The 15,352-nt window shown below is 73.0% G+C and carries 22 protein-coding genes; 11 read left to right on the top strand and 11 right to left on the bottom strand.

Annotated features, from left to right (window positions below):
- Positions 1–242: 242 nt before the first annotated feature.
- From ACFYOJ_RS26715 to ACFYOJ_RS26665, 11 genes are all read left to right on the top strand, one after another.
- Positions 243–776: a hypothetical protein gene (locus tag ACFYOJ_RS26715; RefSeq protein WP_356559308.1), complete on the top strand. Its 534-nt coding sequence runs from the start codon at positions 243–245 to the stop codon at positions 774–776.
- A gap of 198 nt (positions 777–974) precedes the next feature.
- Positions 975–1,424, top strand: a complete 450-nt coding sequence (locus tag ACFYOJ_RS26710) for a hypothetical protein (RefSeq protein ID WP_356559306.1) — start codon at positions 975–977, stop codon at positions 1,422–1,424.
- A 16-nt stretch (positions 1,425–1,440) separates the two neighbouring features.
- Positions 1,441–2,229 carry a hypothetical protein gene (locus ACFYOJ_RS26705; protein ID WP_356559304.1) on the top strand — a complete coding sequence of 263 codons (789 nt, stop codon included), beginning with the start codon at positions 1,441–1,443 and terminating at the stop codon, positions 2,227–2,229.
- A gap of 38 nt (positions 2,230–2,267) precedes the next feature.
- Positions 2,268–3,548 (top strand): phosphoadenosine phosphosulfate reductase family protein, encoded by a 1,281-nt coding sequence (locus tag ACFYOJ_RS26700; protein WP_356559302.1) that lies wholly within the window; start codon positions 2,268–2,270, stop codon positions 3,546–3,548.
- 16 nt (positions 3,549–3,564) lie between these two features.
- The gene (locus ACFYOJ_RS26695; RefSeq protein ID WP_356559300.1) at positions 3,565–3,729 is read left to right on the top strand and encodes a hypothetical protein; all 165 of its coding nucleotides are present in this window, start codon (positions 3,565–3,567) and stop codon (positions 3,727–3,729) included.
- A gap of 48 nt (positions 3,730–3,777) precedes the next feature.
- On the top strand, positions 3,778–4,227 hold the full coding sequence (locus tag ACFYOJ_RS26690; RefSeq protein WP_356559298.1) for a hypothetical protein: 450 nt from the start codon (positions 3,778–3,780) through the stop codon (positions 4,225–4,227).
- The gene (locus tag ACFYOJ_RS26685) at positions 4,224–4,571 is read left to right on the top strand and encodes a hypothetical protein (RefSeq protein ID WP_356559296.1); all 348 of its coding nucleotides are present in this window, start codon (positions 4,224–4,226) and stop codon (positions 4,569–4,571) included. Before ACFYOJ_RS26690 ends, ACFYOJ_RS26685 begins: the two co-directional genes overlap by 4 nt.
- A 77-nt stretch (positions 4,572–4,648) precedes the next feature.
- The gene (locus ACFYOJ_RS26680) at positions 4,649–4,972 is read left to right on the top strand and encodes a hypothetical protein (RefSeq protein WP_356559294.1); all 324 of its coding nucleotides are present in this window, start codon (positions 4,649–4,651) and stop codon (positions 4,970–4,972) included.
- 437 nt (positions 4,973–5,409) lie between these two features.
- Entirely contained in the window at positions 5,410–5,580 is a 171-nt protein-coding gene (locus tag ACFYOJ_RS26675) for a hypothetical protein (protein WP_356559292.1), read from the top strand.
- Between the two features lie 241 nt (positions 5,581–5,821).
- Complete coding sequence (locus ACFYOJ_RS26670) at positions 5,822–7,177, top strand: hypothetical protein (protein ID WP_388598041.1); 1,356 nt, start codon at positions 5,822–5,824, stop codon at positions 7,175–7,177.
- Between the two features lie 29 nt (positions 7,178–7,206).
- On the top strand, positions 7,207–7,413 hold the full coding sequence (locus ACFYOJ_RS26665) for a hypothetical protein (RefSeq protein ID WP_388598039.1): 207 nt from the start codon (positions 7,207–7,209) through the stop codon (positions 7,411–7,413).
- A 35-nt stretch (positions 7,414–7,448) separates the two neighbouring features.
- Here ACFYOJ_RS26665 and ACFYOJ_RS26660 read toward each other — a convergent pair whose 3' ends face one another.
- From ACFYOJ_RS26660 to ACFYOJ_RS26610, 11 genes are all read right to left on the bottom strand, one after another.
- Positions 7,449–8,051 (bottom strand): hypothetical protein, encoded by a 603-nt coding sequence (locus tag ACFYOJ_RS26660; protein ID WP_356559010.1) that lies wholly within the window; start codon positions 8,049–8,051, stop codon positions 7,449–7,451.
- A gap of 151 nt (positions 8,052–8,202) precedes the next feature.
- Positions 8,203–8,352 carry a hypothetical protein gene (locus ACFYOJ_RS26655; protein ID WP_356559012.1) on the bottom strand — a complete coding sequence of 50 codons (150 nt, stop codon included), beginning with the start codon at positions 8,350–8,352 and terminating at the stop codon, positions 8,203–8,205.
- A 2-nt stretch (positions 8,353–8,354) separates the two neighbouring features.
- A complete protein-coding gene (locus tag ACFYOJ_RS26650) occupies positions 8,355–9,596 on the bottom strand; it encodes an MFS transporter (RefSeq protein WP_356559014.1) in 1,242 nt (413 codons plus the stop codon).
- Positions 9,597–9,926: 330 nt separating this feature from the next.
- Positions 9,927–10,313, bottom strand: a complete 387-nt coding sequence (locus ACFYOJ_RS26645) for a hypothetical protein (RefSeq protein WP_356559016.1) — start codon at positions 10,311–10,313, stop codon at positions 9,927–9,929.
- Between the two features lie 521 nt (positions 10,314–10,834).
- Positions 10,835–11,134 carry a hypothetical protein gene (locus ACFYOJ_RS26640; protein ID WP_356559018.1) on the bottom strand — a complete coding sequence of 100 codons (300 nt, stop codon included), beginning with the start codon at positions 11,132–11,134 and terminating at the stop codon, positions 10,835–10,837.
- A 37-nt stretch (positions 11,135–11,171) separates the two neighbouring features.
- Positions 11,172–12,026, bottom strand: coding sequence for a hypothetical protein (locus tag ACFYOJ_RS26635; RefSeq protein ID WP_356559020.1), 855 nt, complete (start codon positions 12,024–12,026; stop codon positions 11,172–11,174).
- Between the two features lie 97 nt (positions 12,027–12,123).
- Positions 12,124–12,351 (bottom strand): hypothetical protein, encoded by a 228-nt coding sequence (locus ACFYOJ_RS26630; protein ID WP_356559022.1) that lies wholly within the window; start codon positions 12,349–12,351, stop codon positions 12,124–12,126.
- Between the two features lie 9 nt (positions 12,352–12,360).
- A complete protein-coding gene (locus ACFYOJ_RS26625; protein WP_356559023.1) occupies positions 12,361–13,104 on the bottom strand; it encodes an HNH endonuclease family protein in 744 nt (247 codons plus the stop codon).
- Positions 13,105–13,159: 55 nt separating this feature from the next.
- Positions 13,160–13,999: a tryptophan synthase subunit alpha gene (trpA, locus tag ACFYOJ_RS26620; protein WP_356559025.1), complete on the bottom strand. Its 840-nt coding sequence runs from the start codon at positions 13,997–13,999 to the stop codon at positions 13,160–13,162.
- Between the two features lie 120 nt (positions 14,000–14,119).
- The gene (locus ACFYOJ_RS26615) at positions 14,120–14,428 is read right to left on the bottom strand and encodes a hypothetical protein (protein ID WP_356559027.1); all 309 of its coding nucleotides are present in this window, start codon (positions 14,426–14,428) and stop codon (positions 14,120–14,122) included.
- Positions 14,429–14,524: 96 nt separating this feature from the next.
- Entirely contained in the window at positions 14,525–15,337 is an 813-nt protein-coding gene (locus tag ACFYOJ_RS26610; RefSeq protein ID WP_356559029.1) for a hypothetical protein, read from the bottom strand.
- Positions 15,338–15,352 lie beyond the last annotated feature (15 nt).

Here is a 15,352-nt window from a genome sequence, read left to right as displayed (position 1 = left end):
GCCGCGTCTCGTCCCCCCCGCCCGGCCGGGCGCGGGCGCCGCCGCCCCCCCCCCCGCCCCCCCCCCCCCCCCCGCCCCGGCGGGCCCCCCCGCCCCCCCCCCCCCCCCCCCCCCGGCGCCCTCTGCCCCCCACCACTCTGACCCCGCGGGGGTCCCACACCAGCAGAAGGACGCGTGCACCTCGCCCGCCTAGCGGCCCGCCTAGGCCGCGCACCACCGCGACCCCGCCCCCTGGAGTCTCCATGACCATCTTCCGGTACGCCCCCTCCCGCCTCTTCTCCCTTGCCCTGGCCCACGCCGCCCGCGGCCTGATCTTCCTCGCCGACCACGCCGCCCGCCGTTCCGGCATTCCCAATCCCATGGCAGCGACCCGCGTCGTGCTCTCTCACCTCGCCGACCAGAACCTCTCGGGCGGCGACCTGTACGACTCGGTCACCTGGACGCTGCGCCGGCTCGGATTCGTTTGGCCCGCCGGCCTGTGCGACAACTGCAACGGGCCGCTCAACGACGACCAGGCCGAGAGCGCCGGCCTGTGCACCGGCTGCGATTCCTGGACCTGCGCCTGCGCCTTCGAGAACGCTGGTAGCGAGGAGCGGTGCGGCGGCTGCCACCTGACCCGCGCCGGACAGGGCGAGCCCATGCCGCGGTGCACCTGCGGGTGTGACACCACCCTCGGCCGGTTCGGCGACTACGACACCGAATCCTCCGTCTCCCGCCAGCACTTCATCGACACCGGACGCTTCCTGCGCCCTGGTGAGATCCTCGACGCCGACTGATCCGGTCTCTCTGGCCGAGCGGCAATGCCCCAGGGGCCCCGGTCCGTATCCGTACACCCCCGGGGAGCCACCCTCCCCCGGATGACCCTTTCAGATTTACTCATTCCCATTTCTTTGGTAAACTTATAAGCGTCAACCGGTAGCGGCTCCGGCCACTACGCGCATGCGATCCCCGGGAGGGAACCCATTTCCGACACCGTGATCGAGAAGGCACTCCAGGCGGCGAACGAGCAGCAGGAGGAGGTCGTACGCGAGGTCTTCCGCGCGGCCGGCCTGCTCTGGCAGTGCAAGGGCCGCGACTGCCGGTTCGACAACACCGCCGCACAGGAGCTGTGCGAGGGCTGCGGACGCCAGCGCAACGGTCATCGCGTCGACGACAAGATCCCCCCTTCAGCTCACTCCGACGACTTCGAGAACCTGCGCGCCGAGCTCAAGGAGCACTTCGCGCATGTCGGCAGGGACCTCCCCGACGCGGTGACGTTCCAGCTCGACTTCCACAGGCGGTGGCGCACCGACGACGCGACCCTCCACTTCGGCTCGCGCGCTGAGATCCACGACTTCGACGATCCCGATGTCGACCTCGCCCTCAGTGACCTCGGCCGCGCCGAGGACCGGGGCGAGACCCTGCGCGTCGCCCTGTACCGCTGACCACCGGAGACCCACCATGCCGACCTTCCTGCATGCCGATTCCCACGCTCCCGCTCCGAACGCCCGGCAGCGCACCTGGCTGCTCGCGGCCCTCCGCGCCGCCGACGGCCTGCTCCCCGTGGGCGTTGCCACCCGCTCGCTGAACGTCCTGCGTGAGCGCGGCTGGATCACGACCGCCCCGGCCGGCGACGACGACGCGGAGCCCGTCCGGTACAAGATCACCCCCGCCGGCCGGTTCGCCCTGCTCAGCGTCGCCAAGGCCGACGCTCTGCTCAGCACCCTCGTCTCCGCCGAACCCGGCCGCATCGAATCCCCGGTCCAGGGACGCATCCTCAACTCGCTCGTCCGCGAGGGCCTGGTCACCCGCCTCACCCGGCGCGGCCAGCAGACCGAGGGCGAGGAGCAGCACCCGTACATCACCAACCTCGGCCGCCGCTTGGTCGGCCTGCCCGAGGTCGACGACACCCCGGCGGGCGACTACCTCGTCGCGGCCCTCGCCGCCCACGGCCTGGAGGCGCGCGTCGAGACCGACCACAGCGGCGACAGCCGCGTCGTCTACCGCAGCGGGGACGTCGAGGCGCTGTTCTACCGCGAGGTCTGGAACCCCGGCCACTACACGTACAGCGCCCGGCACCCGGCCTGGATGCACAACAAGCCGTGGACCGCCCTGATCGCCTACGGCGCCGACCAGGCCGTCGAGAAGCACCTGCCCAACGGCCTCGGCGTGCAGGAGGAGAGCGCCCGCATGGCGGACGCCTTCACCGCCTGGCTCGCCGACCGGGACGACGCGGCCTTCTCCGCCTGACGCCCACCGCCCACTTCCACCCCCGGGGACCTGACGCCATGGACCTGACCACACGTCTGCACCTGCTCAACCTCATCCGGCTCTCGGCCAGCGCCGAGAGCACCTGCCGGGCCGCCGAGCGCGCCGAGCGCCGGGCCCGGCTGCGCCGCAAGGAGGCCGCCGCCGCGCGGCGCCGGTGCCGCAGCGTGGTGCGCACGGCCCGCAGCCGGGACCTCGAGGTCGCGGTGAAGGCCCTGGCCGAGGCCGAGAGCGCGTACGAGGCGTGCGCCGGGCAGGTGGAAGCGGCCGTGCTCCGGTGGCGCCGCGCCTTCGCCGCGAGCGAGCGGGCCGACGTGCGCCTGGGTGAGGAACTCGCCCGTTCCCGGAAGCTGACCGGCGCGGGCCAGCCTCGCCGCAAGGGTGCCCGGCTCTCGGCCGAGATCTCACTGCTGTCCGACCTGGCGGCCATGCCCTTGGAGTTGATCCGTGCTGCCTCGGCGCTGCTGGTGCAGTCCTCCTCCGGCAAGGACAGCGTGGTGGCGCTCGACCGCGTGGTGCGGTGGGCGAAGGCCGCCGGCTGCCTCGACAAGGTCGTCGTGGTCCATGCCGACATCGGCGAGGAAGCGGAGTGGCCCGGGGTCCGTGACCTTGCCCGGCAGCAGGCCGAGCGGTACGGGCTGCGGTTCGTGGTGGTCAAGGCGTCCGTCGGTTTCCTCGGCATGGTGGAGAAGCGCGGCATGTGGCCCGACGCCCAGAACAGGCTGTGCACCTCGACGCTCAAGCGCGATGAGGCGGCCAAGCTGTTCACGCAGATCGTCGAGGAGCTCGGGTTCGACGACCAGGCACTGATCGTCAACTGCCTGGGCATCCGGGCCGCCGAGTCGCCCTCGCGCCGCAGGAAGCACGAACTGGCCATCGACCACCGCGCCAGCAACGGCCGCCGCCTGGTGCTGACGTGGCACCCGGTGTTCCACCTCTCCGAGACCGAGGTCTGGCAGGAGATCGCCGACCAGGCCCTCGACTATCACCCGGTGTACGACACGCTCATCCCCCGCCTGAGCTGCATTTTCTGCATCCTGGCGTCCTTCGAGGTGCTGGTGCGGGCCGTCCGGCTGTGCTGGGTGCTCGGCCTGCCGACCCCCAAGACGTACCTCGACCTGGAGCAGCAGATCGGGCACCGCTTCAAGAACCAGTTCAGCCTGGCCCACGTCGTCGAGGAGGCGTCCCGCCGGGAGGCGGAAGAAGGCCCCCTCACCTGGCGCCGGGGCGACGCCATCCGCCATCACCTCGGCGAGGACGCGGCCGCCGCCTACCTCCAGCGTCTGGCGCTGGCCGCCTGACAACGAGAGACCCCTGATGACCAATACCGTCCCGAGTGCCTGCCGCCACTGCGGCATCGGCCACCGCGAACACGCCCAGCGGTGGACCGTCGCCGCCGGGTGGCGCCAGTGGACTCCGCCCACCCAGCAGCAGATCAAGGCCCGCATACTCGCCCGCCGCGCCCGCACCGGCCGTTCCTGACCCGGCCGCTGCCCGCAGTCCCTTTTCCCCGAACGGAAGGCCCCGCCCTTGCTCCTCGCTCCCGCGCCCTCGCCCGCCGCCCTGGTCTCCCTCGTCGGCACCGCCGACTTCGACGCCGAACTCGCCCGGCTCCTGGACACCCTGGACGCCTCGCAGCTCAACGACATCGAGATCGCGTGTGTCCGGCGCCAGAGCGCCCGCTACGCCGACCAGTTGGTCACCGTGCTGCGCCGCCGTGCCCGTGAGGTGGTCGCGGCCCGGGAAACGGACTCGCGCTGGCCGGTGGTCAGCGTCGCCTTCGGCGCCTGGGAATGGGAGAACGGCTGGTTCTGGTGCGAGTACAGCGCCGAGCTGCGCCACCTCGACGGCACGGTCAGCACCGTCGACCTCGCCTTCGACGACGTGAGCGAGGTACTTGCCGACCTGGCCGCCACCGACCGGCCCGAGCGCGGCGAGACCCTCACCGTCGACCTGCGCACCGGCAGCGTCACCCAGTGAACCCCCGCCCCATACCGGCCGCCGCCCGCCGTACTGCGGCCGCCGGGCCCGGGCGCAGCGGGCGGCCCCGCACCATCACGGTCGTCTACGAGAGCGCGCACCTGCGGGTGCGCGTGTCCGGCGGCGCTGTGCTGTGGTTCGTGCGCGACGTCGCCGCCGCTCTCGGTTTCCGGCTGCCGCTCACACCAGGCGGCGCGGCTCCGCAGGTCCTGGTGACCACCGCGGAACTGTGCACGGTCATGGCGGCCGGCGGCTTCAGCCCGCCCGTCGCCTTCACCGCCTGGGCGGCACAGCTGCCGCACCGTCTTCCGGGCCCCGGTGCCTCCCCCGCGTCCCGGCGTTGACCCTTCCCCCTTTCCGGCGCCCCCTTCCTTCCCACTTCCCCCGCGTCCGCGCGGCCGTCGTCCGTCCTCGAGGAGTCATGCTCGACCGCCCCACCCTCTGCCCCGACTGCAGCGTCCCGCCTGGTCAGCTGCACCATCACCGCTGCGACGTCGCGCGCTGCGCCGAGACCGGCCTCCAGCGCCTCACCTGCCCTCACCCGGGCAGCGCCTGCAACACCCGCTGGAGTGGCCATTTGCCCGGCTACGCCGAGTGCTGGGAGTACGGGCTGCTCTACCGCCCCGACCCCGCCTCCGCCGAACTCTGGCCGGACCTCAACCGGCTCTACACCGAATGCGACTGGGACCCCGCCCGCCAGCGCATGGTCCTGCGTAGCCCGACGGCAGCGGAGGTGAGCCGGTGAGTGCGCCCCGGTCCCCGTGCGCTGCCTGAGCCTCCCCCGGGCCGGCGGCCTCGTGGTGCCGTTCGTCTCCTACGAGCACGGCGGCCACGCCGTGCTCGGGAGCGTCGACCCGCGCCGCCGCGCGCTGGCCCTGCTGCACCGGCTCTGCCAGATCTGCGGCGAGCCCCTGCAGGAACGCTTCTGCCTGGCCGTCCGGCCCATGAACGTCCAGGCCGGCGCCGCCCCCGAGGCCGGCCTCGGCCCGGAATGCCTCGCCTACACCGCCAAGGCGTGCCCCATGCTGCGGCTCCGCGAGCAAATACCGCGGCGGTCCGGTGGGCGGCGCCCATCCCGCCGGCCGGCCGTGCAGCGACCCGGGCTGCCCGTGCCCGCGCATCGCTCCCGACGCCCAGCACGAAGCCCGGCCGGGACGCCCTGCCGACGACTGGGACACCTGGATGATCCGCACCGCCCACTACCGGCTCAAGCAGGACCCGGAGCAGCGCGGTGCGCTCCTCGGCGTCGACCTCGACGTCCCGGTGCTGCGTGCGCCCCCTGCGCCGCGCCCCCGCCTGGGCCCCGCGCAGGCCGAGCAGCTGCTCGCCGCCCTGCGGGCCCTGGGCCTGTAACCCGTATGCCGACACGGCCGCGCCGTGCTGGCACCCCCGACTCACAAGGAACTTCCCGTGTCCACCGCCGCACCCGCCCTGTTCTCGATGCCCGTCCCCCGCGGGCCGGCCCGGCCTGTCAAGCCGAAGACGGTCCTGTCGTACGGCCTGGGCGCCGACTCGACCGCGATCCTGCTGATGTTCCTGGAGGATCCCGTCCGCTACGGGCTCGAACCCGACCTGTCGGACTTGATCATTGTGCATGCCGTCACAGGAGGAGTGGCCTACCTCGCTGTCGTACGTGGACCGGCTCGTACTCCCGCTGCTCGCCGAGCGCAGGGTGCGGGTGGTGCAGGTGGCCAGGATGGGCAGGTCCGACTCCGACGGGGTCATGGTCCTCGACGATTCGCGGGCTACCCGCCGCATCCATCAGGCGGGGCCGTGGCGGCTGTCGGACTGGCTGCTGACCGGCGGCACCGTCCCCCAGATGGCCTCGGGGCGCAGGACGTGCTCGATTCGCTTCAAGGGCTGGGTACTTGATCACTGGGCGGTGGCCGAGTTCGGCCAGGTCCCCTTCCGCCGGGTGATCGGCTACCACGCCGGGGAGCGGTCCCGGATGGAGAAGGACACGAAGATCCAGAACCGGCTCAATGAGCAGGCCGGGAGGGTGATCTGCCAGCCCTCCTACCCGCTGATCGATGCGGGCATGGACCGGGAGGCGGTGGAGGCGTACGTCCTGGCGCGTCTCGGCGAGCCCATCCAGAAGAGCTACTGCACCTTCTGCCCCTTCAGTGGCGTGTGCGCGTCGCGGGACCGGCACGAGGAGCGGCTGCGCGCGCACCCGGACCTGGCCGCCGAGGCGCTGGCGATGGAGTACGCCTCGATGGCGCTGAACGAGCCGATGTCTCTGTACGGGACGCGGTCGCTGTACCAGCAGCTGACCGAGGACGAGCGCAACGATGCGGTGCTCATCGCGTTCGAGGAACGCCTGGACGCGGTGCCGTTCTCCCTGTATGAGGTACGCCGTCTGTACCTGCCGGGCCGGACGAAGGACTGCCGCCTCCGCCACGGGGACCGATGCGCCCGCCCGCGCTGGTGGTGCCGCACCGAGCGGACCGCGCACTGCCGGCGCGCGCACACGGAGTTCGAGGCCGGTGACGCCGGCACACGCACCGAGCTGCCCACCGCGTGCGCCGGCGTCGATGACGACTGCCAGGGCAAGCCGGTCAAGGGCCAGGCGTGGCGGTCGGTGCGCACGGTGTGGGAAGGCTCACGCCTGGAGGCGGAGTTCACCCTGATGCGCTGGGCACGCGACGACGGCGTCCAGCTGCGCCGCGGCGAGCGATCGATGATCAAGCGGCTGCACTACCTCGACCGCGGCGAGGGCTACCCCGCGGCGGAGGGGTACCTCGTGGCTGCGCCGAGCGGGGCAGAAGACAAGCACCGTGCCTCGTTCGAGCGGCGGTGGACCGAGTTCACGGGCTTCATCGGCACCCGGTGGGAGCCCATCCGGCCCCTGGTCTGCCACCCGCGCCCGCGCGGCCACCGCGTCGTGCCCGTCATCCGGTCCTCGGGCATCGCGCATGTCCCCGCCCTCGCCGAGAGCACCGCGGCCTGAGTCCCGGACCACGGAAGGAGGAGTTCATCGTGATGGGCGTGGCGCCGCAGACGGTGGTGTGGTGCAAGGAGCGCGCTCACCCCTACGTCACCTACAACCCGTGGCTGGACCGTAGTTACTGCCGGTGCGGCCGCCGTCAGGAGTCCGGGAAGCAGCCGCTGGACGCGCTGGCCCAGCACCAGGTCTTCCACGCGCACGCTCCCGGCGCCCTCTGCCGGTGCTACCTGCCCCGGTGATGCCGGGCGGGGCTGCGCTCCGCCTCGGTCCCCGGCTACGAATGTCGGCGGCTTCGGCGGACGGAGTTCTCCCATTCCTGCCAGGCGGTGTACTCCTGGCGTACGTAGGCGCGCAGTCCCTCCGGGCTCTGCCACTGGGGTGCGTCAGCACCCAGCAGCCCTTCGACGTGGACCTGGTCGAGCTCGAGATCGAGGTGCAGGAGCAAGTCGGCGGCCATCACGGCCGCGTCAGCGGCGTCGGCGGCGTGTTCGGAGTCGATCAGCCCGTCGTGTGCGGCGACCTGCATCGCGTGGGCGGCCCGGTCGAGGTAGGCGGCCTGGCGCAGGTAGAACAGCCGGTAACCGCCGCGATCAACGGCCGGGCCGTGGCCGTCGCGGGCCGCCTGGGCACGCAGGTTGATGCCCTCGGCCCACAGAGCCAGGATCAGCTCCTCCTCGGCCAGCGTGGGCGCCGTGCCGTAGGCCTGGTCGTAGTCGGGCGCGAGGAGGTCCGGGAGCTCTCCCGGGTGCCAGCGGTGTCCGCACAACCGGCAGACGAACGCGGCGACGGGTGAGGAGGCGTCTTCGGGCGGGGTGAGCCGGGCTTCGACTTCGTCGCTGGGGCACTTCGGGCAGTGGATCGTGAGGTGGGCGGGCATTGTGTCTCCTTTCGTCGTGCAGGTCGTGTCAGGTCGCCTCCTCGCGGCCCTCCGGCCGTTGGCGGCGACGGAGCCGGTGCACGGGGATGGCCCGGGGCTACATCAGCTGTGGTCCGGGGCCGTTGTTCCGTCCGGGGGGCTGGCATCGTGTTCAGCCGCAGAACGTGGCTGCGTCCGATCCGGCCGGAACGGGTGAGGCGGTCGCTGCCGGCTCCGGGGGCGCCGGGGCGCGCTCGTCGTCCGTGGTCGAGCTCGCCGGAGCGGGCACCGGCCAGAGCAGGTTGGTGAAGTTCGAGGTCACGGTCAGCTCCTGATGTCGGGGCGGGTGGTGCGGGAGCGCAGCGAGCGGGCGAGAGGTATGCAGGCGGCGACGGCGAATGCCGCGCTGGCCGCGAGGAGGACGGCGACCAGCGGACGGCCGCCGGCTTCGAGGGCGAGCGCGAGGCCGAGCGGCGGCAGGGAGGCGAGGGCGGTCGCTCCACTGATGACGGCCTGGTAGCGGCCGGTCGCACCGGGCGGCGCGGCGGTGGAGATGTAGGCGCCGACGGCGACGCTGTAGAACACCTCGCCGGGGACCAGGACGGCGGCGGCGATCGCGTAGCCGAGGACGGTGTGCTGGAAGGCGGCGATGGTGATGCCGAGGCCGAGGATCGCCGAGCCGATGGCGAGGACGGGCACGAACGGGAACCGCACGGTGTCGCCGCGGCCGACGAGCAGCCGCATCAGGGGCGGTGTCAGGGCCAGGACGGCGACGGTGTTGGCGATCATGGCTACGCCGAATCCGGTGGCCGGAAGACCGTCGCTCGTCATCAGCAGCGGGAGGACGGAGACGAGTCCCCAGGCGCAGATCATCGAGCAGACGGCGACCAGGGTGATCCAGCGCAGGGTCGGATCGCCCCACACCTGCCGGTAGGTGAAGCGGGGGGTGGCGGCCGCCGGCGGTCTGGAGGCCAGGGTCCGGCGGGCGATGAGCGCGAAGGCCAGGCACACGACGGCGTTGGCGACGAACAGGGCCCGGTAGCCGTGGTGGTGGGCGAGGTAGCCGCCGGCACCGCCGCAGACCGCGATGCCCACATTGCTCGCGAAATACGTCCAGGTCTGTGCGCGGGTTCGACCGGCCTCGGTGGGGATCGCCTCGTTGATGGCGGCGGAGACGGCTGGTCGGTGAGCCTCCATAGTCAGTCCCAGGCACACGGCGACGGCCAGCAGCGCGGGCAGGGAGGTCGCGACGGCGAGGGCGAGGCACGCGGCGGCGGACAGAATCATCAGGGCGACCAGGGCGGTGCGTTGGCCGAGCCGGTCGGTCAGCGCGCCGGCTGAGGCCTGGCCCAGGCACCAGCCGACCCCGAAGGCGGTGAGCGCGGCGCCGGCGGCCGTGGTCCCGTGTCCGGTCCCGTTGGTCCCGTCGCCGACGTAGTAGGCGAGGAAGTCCCAGCTGAACCCGCCCGCCTTCACCAGGAGCGAGCCGATGATCAGGATGCGGACGGCAGACCGGGCTGTCCGCTCGTTGGGCACGGCGGTGGTGGCCGGTGCGTGAGTGGCCATGCGGCATCTCCCTGCAGGTCCCGCCTGCGGTCGTAGCGAAAACGGAAGCCGGACAGCCCGAAGGCGGCCGAACCAGAGGTGCGGCCGCCTTCGGTGTGGTGCTCGTGGGCCTTACGGGCGCACGAAGCGGACGGAGCGAACGGACCGGACGGAACTCTTGTGGCAGGTGCGCATGTGCCTCTCCTCTTCAGCGGGACCGACCCCCGGCGTTCCGGGGTTGTGGTGAACGTACGGGCTGGCCAGACCTGTTGCGGTCGGTCGGGTGCACCCTGGACATGGTTGAGATTGAAAGCATGTCCGGGATGCACCGTTGCTCGGCCTGCGGCACGCTCACGCCGTCGCGCGGGGGCACGGCCGGCACCGGCGGCGTTCTTGGGGCGTGGGCGCGCAGGGTCTGGACGGGTGGGCCCGCGGGATGCCGAGTCGCAGCTCGGCCTGCTCGGCGATGGCGGAAAGGGCCGTCTCGGCCGCAGGCGCATGGTGCCGGGTGAGCCAGTCGAGGACCCGGCCGACGGAGGACGAACCGTCTGCTGCGGCGGCGAGGGCGGCTTGGGTGAGGACCTCGGCGGGCGCCTGCGCGGGGCAGGCCTCCTCCAGCCCGTCGGCCGCCAGGTAGGCGAGGTCCGCGGCGACGTCGCTGACGGCCTGACGGGTGTGGTGGCGCGACGCCCAGCGGGCGCGGCTCTCGGGGCGGCGAACAGGGTTGGGTCGAGGCACTGGCGGATGTGTTCGGTGCCCGCCGACAGGGCCGGGCAGTCACGGTGGGACGGCCAGCGGTCGGCGGCGGGACGCCGTCGGTACTCGGCCCAGTTCTCGGCGACGGAGCGGGGCCACATGGGCCGGTTGCCGACGACTGCCTGGGGTTCGGGGAGGGCTCCCTGGCCACGGCTGATGTAGGCGCGCAGCGCCGAGGTACTGATGGCCGCGGCCAAGGCGCGCGTGCCGATCATCTGGTCACCAGCGAGTTCGGGAGCGGTGAGGGTGACCACGCATCGCTCCAGCGGCGGGTGCCCGGCGGCCGGGTTGCGGTTCCTGGCCCATCGGGCCAGGTCGTGCTGCCACTGGGAAGCGTCCGCCGTCGCGCTCGGCCCGGTGAGGGCGCTCACCTGGTGGACGTGTCCGCGGTCGGCGTCGGCCGTGCCGTCGAGGAGGTCAGCGGCGGTGATGGTGGTGGCCGCCGGTACGGGTTGGGCCTCGAGGGAGCCCGCGGCCTCGTTCCACAGTTGGGGCGGTCGGTGCTAGGCGGTGCCGTCCCACCAGTAGCCGCCGGACCGGGTCACCAGAGGCCAGGTGCTGTGCCACTCCCACGGGCCGGTGGCATCGGGGTCGGCTTCGTGCAGCACGACGGTGCGGCCCAGACCCGGGTGGACGTGGACGACCCACACGAGGTCGGCCCGGTCCGGGTCGGTGATCCGGACGGGCCGCGCGGGGCCGGATGGGTGTGAGCCGGCGCCCAGGTGGGTGTCGTCGACGAACGGCAGGCCGGGAACGGGATGGTCGGTGCTGGCGCCGTTCGCGAGGAGCAGGGGTGAGGCCATGCGAGGTGTCCTTTGGGCAGTTCAGCGGCGGAGGAGATCAGGTGATGCGCTGGACGGGTGCGGGGACCGGCTGCCGGCCGGGGTCCGGGCCGGCAGCCCGAGCGGCCGCCCGGCGCAGCAGGACCGCGAACTCCTGCGCCCGCAGCGGTTCGTGGAACAGCTCGTCGGCGCCGGTGACGCTGAGGACGGCGACCAGGTGGGGGCCGCGCATGATGGGCGTGGACAGGGTGCACACGCCGAAACATCGGCGCAGCGCGATACGGGCGGCGCGGATGGTCTCCAGCGTCGCGGACGGCAGCGCGAGCACACGGTCCTCGGCGTTGACGGCGAGCTCGGCGGGAGCGTAGGCGAGCGCGGCGCGCCCGGCGGCGGTCATACGGAGGTCGTCGTCCTGCTGCGCGGCAGCGGCGCGCAGCTCCGGGCGGGGGCAGACCAGGTCGACGAGCGTGAGATGCAGGCCGAGTCCGGGCCGGAAGTGCAGATCGTGCCAGGCCACCGCGAGGCCGGTTTCCTCCTGCAGGTCGCCGACGACATGGTGGATTGCCGGAGTGGAGGTACGCGCGCCGACGGGGTTCGAAAGGAGCGGCGCTGCCTCGCGGGTGATGCGGTAGGCCCCGCGGCGGGCGCCGTGCTCGACGAGGCGTTCCAGGGCGGCGGCCTTGAGGAGCTTGGAGGCGTGCGAGGGCTGCAACCCGGCGGCGCGGGCGATGTCGGCGAGCTGGTGCTCCTGGTCGGCGCCCAGGCTCAGAAGCGCGCGAAGGACGCGGAAGCCGCGGCCGGCGGACTGGGGCGGCTGGCGTCCGTCGCCGACGGCGGCGAGGACGGGTGGCACGGCGGACGGGGACCAGTGTGCGGACGAGGAGGGTCTCGGCGGGATGTTGATGCTGGACATGTAATCTCCGGTTCAGTGCGGCGCGGTGAGGCTCCAGGCGTCGAGGGGGCCGGGGAGCCGACCTGGGGCGGCTCCACGTCGGCGACATCGGGGTCGGTCAGGGGCGGTGGGGGCGGCGGCGCGGCCGGAAGACCGGCGGCTCGGCGGAGACCGGCACCGCCTCGTCGTCGGCGTCGTCGTCCGCTGGCGTGGTGGGGCCGGGGTAGCGGGGCTCGACGAACAGGTGCTGGGCGCGCCATTCGGGGTGGGGGGACAGAGGGGCGGGTCGAGGTCGGCGCGCGGCTCCCTCCGTGCGGCGCGGCGGGGTGTGGCGCGGGATGGCCACGGCGTCTCCTTACTTCACGTCCGGCAGGGCAACGCCCGTGCTGGTGTCGGTGGGCAGCGGCTGGTCGGGGCAGCGGGCCAGGACCTGGTTCATCGCGGCCTTTTCGAACGGGGTGACCCATAGGTGGTACTTGGTCTTGACAGCGATCTGCCGTGCTACGTACGGGCAGCGAAACCCTTTGTTCGGCGGCAGCCAGGTCGCCGCGTCGCCGTCGGACTTCGCGGCGTTCGCCGGTCCCGAGGCGGCGATGAGGTTCAAGGGGTCGTTGCTCAGGGCCTCCCGTTGCTGCTGGGAGAGTTCGGCGGCGCCGGTGCGCCAGCTCGCGCCGAGCGCGACGGCATGGTCGATTTGCACGCTCGCGCTGTGCGGGCCGCGGACGAAGTGGATGCTCTTGCCGGTGTAGGGGTCGGCGAGGGTGCCGGTGGCGACGACGCACCGCGAGGTTCCCCTGAACGTGATGCGCTGCAGGTCGCGGCGCAGGACGTCGTTGCGGGTATCGCACAGATTCCCGCTTCCGGGGGCGAGGGTGGTGTCCGACCAGGCGGGACCGAACTTCGCTTCGCGGTCGTACCCGGTCATCGGGGCGGGACCCTTGACGGTGAGCTGGGCCAGGGCGTGCCGGGCGCTCGCGGCAGGAGCCGGAGCGGCATGGGCGTCGTCATCGGCGCCCTGGCCGGCCAGGGTGGAACAGCCGCTCAGAGTGGCGACGAGGGCGAGGCCGGCCAGCGCCGCGCGGGAGGTGGTGCGGTTCAACTCAGCGGTACCTTCTCTCGATCCGGGGGGCCGTGGACGCGGCATCCCGTGGCGGTCACGCGGGGAGCGGGCAGGATGAGGCGGGTGTGTGCAGGGCGTGCGCGAAGGCCCTGACCTGTTCGACTGCGCTGTCCAGTCCTGCCGGTGCCGGGCACCGCAGCAGCGGCCGGATGAGCGGGGAGCCGATCACTGCCCCATCCACGAACGGCGCCACCTGCTCGGCGAGCTGCGGGGTCGAGATGCCGATGCCGCCGACCACGGGAAGGGGGGAGTGCGCGCGCAGGCGCGCGGTGAAGTCGCGCAGGGCCGGGAGGTCCAGGTCGCCCTGGTAGCCCGTGGGGGCGGAGACCGCCGGGGCGTAGATCCAGCCGGAGGCGATCTCGGCGATCGCGGCCAGCTGCTCGTCGCCGGCGTCGCGCGGGGCGAACTGCGGGGTGTGGATGCCGGCCGCGCGGGCGGCGTCGATCCACTCCCCGGCGGCCGAGACGGGCAGGTCGGGAATCATGGCGCCGGCGGCGCCGGCCTGGGCGAGATCCTGGGCGAAACGGACAGGACCGTCGAAGTTCAGGACGGACGACCAGTAGCTCATCGCGACCACGGGCACGCCGGTGCTGGAGGCGGCCAGGCGGATGGTGGAGAAGACGTGCGCCATGCGCGCGCCCTGGCTCAGGGCCTTTGCGTGGGCGGCTCGGATGTCCGGACCGTCCAGGCTCGGGGCGCGGTGCGGGACACCGACCTCGAGGAAGTCGGCACCGTGGCGGATGAAGGCGCGCAGGGTCTCGACCCCTGCCGTCCAGTTGGGGAAGCCGGCGGGCAAGAACGCCCCGAGGGCCGGTCGCTGGCGCTGCTCCAGCAGTGCGGTCAGCCCGGTGGCAGCAGGGGTGAGCGTGGTCATGACGAGGTGCCTTTCACAGGGCGTGGGGTGAGGGGGTCCGCGACCTTGCGGTGCGTGGCACGCAGGCGGGGCGTGGGGGGCGAGACGGCGGCCGGGACTAGCCGGCGAGGTGGAACTTGATCATGTCCTGGCGTATCCAGCCGTACGTGCCGCGGGCAGGCCGCCCTTGGACCGCTTGGTGATCTTGGCCTTGTACCAGGAGCCGCTCTTGCAGTAGAGGGCGAGCTGGTCCCTGTTGCAGACCAGGCCCTTGGACTTGTACGACGTCGACGGCCCGGTACGGAAGTTGATGCCGTCGGCTTCCGCGCCCTGGTCGTAGGTCGAGCAGTCGCTGCTGGCGGCTGACGCGGTCGGGGCGAGCGCGGCGGCGTCGTCGGCCAGCAAGGAGACGGACAGCGCGACGGTGGCGAAGCTCTTGAGCGCGGGCATGGCGTGCAAGATCCCTTCACGCGGTGGTTATCCCGGCGGCCCGTCGTTGCGGGCCGCCGGGGCCGGAGCGCTGGTGCGTGCTCCGGCGGGGGGCCGTCAGGTCTGGTCGACGGGCCGGCGCTCGGCGCGACGCTTGCCGTAGCCGACGGCGCCCGCGGTCGTCAGGCCGGCGGCGAGCAGTCCGCCGGCGGCGAGGGCCAGCGTCCTGTTTCCGTCCGCGCCGGTGTGCGCGAGGCTCCCGGCGGGCGTGATGGTGTCGCTGGCGCTGATCTGCTCGGTGACGCCGCCCTTAGGGGTGTTGTCCGAGCCGCCCTGGTCGTGGCCGTCCTTGCCGGACTCACCCGTGCCGGAGCCGCCGCTCCCCGAGATCGGGCCCGGCGACGGCTCGGTGGTCGGGTCGGTTCCCGGGTCCGTCGTGGGCGGGTCGGTCGGGTCGGTCGGGTTGGTCGGCGGCGGGTCGGTCGGGTCCGTCGGGTCGGTCGGGTCCGTCGGGTCGGTCGGGTCCGTCGGGTCCGTCGGCGGCGGGTCGGTCGGGTCCGTCGGGTCGGTCGGGACCGTCGGCGGCGGGTCGGTCGGGTCCGTCGGGTCGGTCGGGACCGTCGGCGGCGGGTCGGTCGGGTCCGTCCCCGGCTCGGTCGGGACCGTCGTGGGCGGGCCGGTGGGGTCGGTCCCCGGCTCGGTCGGGTCCGTACCCGGCTCGCCGGTCGGGCCGGGGCTCGGGGTGTCGGCGGTGGCTGAGGCCTCCACCTTCAGCGCGAGGGAGGCATCGTCGTCCGTGGAGACGGACGCCTTGGGCGCGGGTGAGTCGGTGGCGGCCAACGCGGTCGGGGCGGCAAAGGCCCCCGAGGCGGCAACGAGCGCCGCGGTGGTCACGACGCGCCGCAGCACGCGTGTGCGGGTCTTACGCATGGAAGAGATCAGTCT

The organism is Streptomyces sp. NPDC006384 (genome assembly GCF_042870695.1).
Lineage (GTDB): Bacteria > Actinomycetota > Actinomycetes > Streptomycetales > Streptomycetaceae > Streptomyces.
Note: the sequence above shows the minus strand (reverse complement) of the source record. Positions and strands in the feature narration are given on the sequence as shown.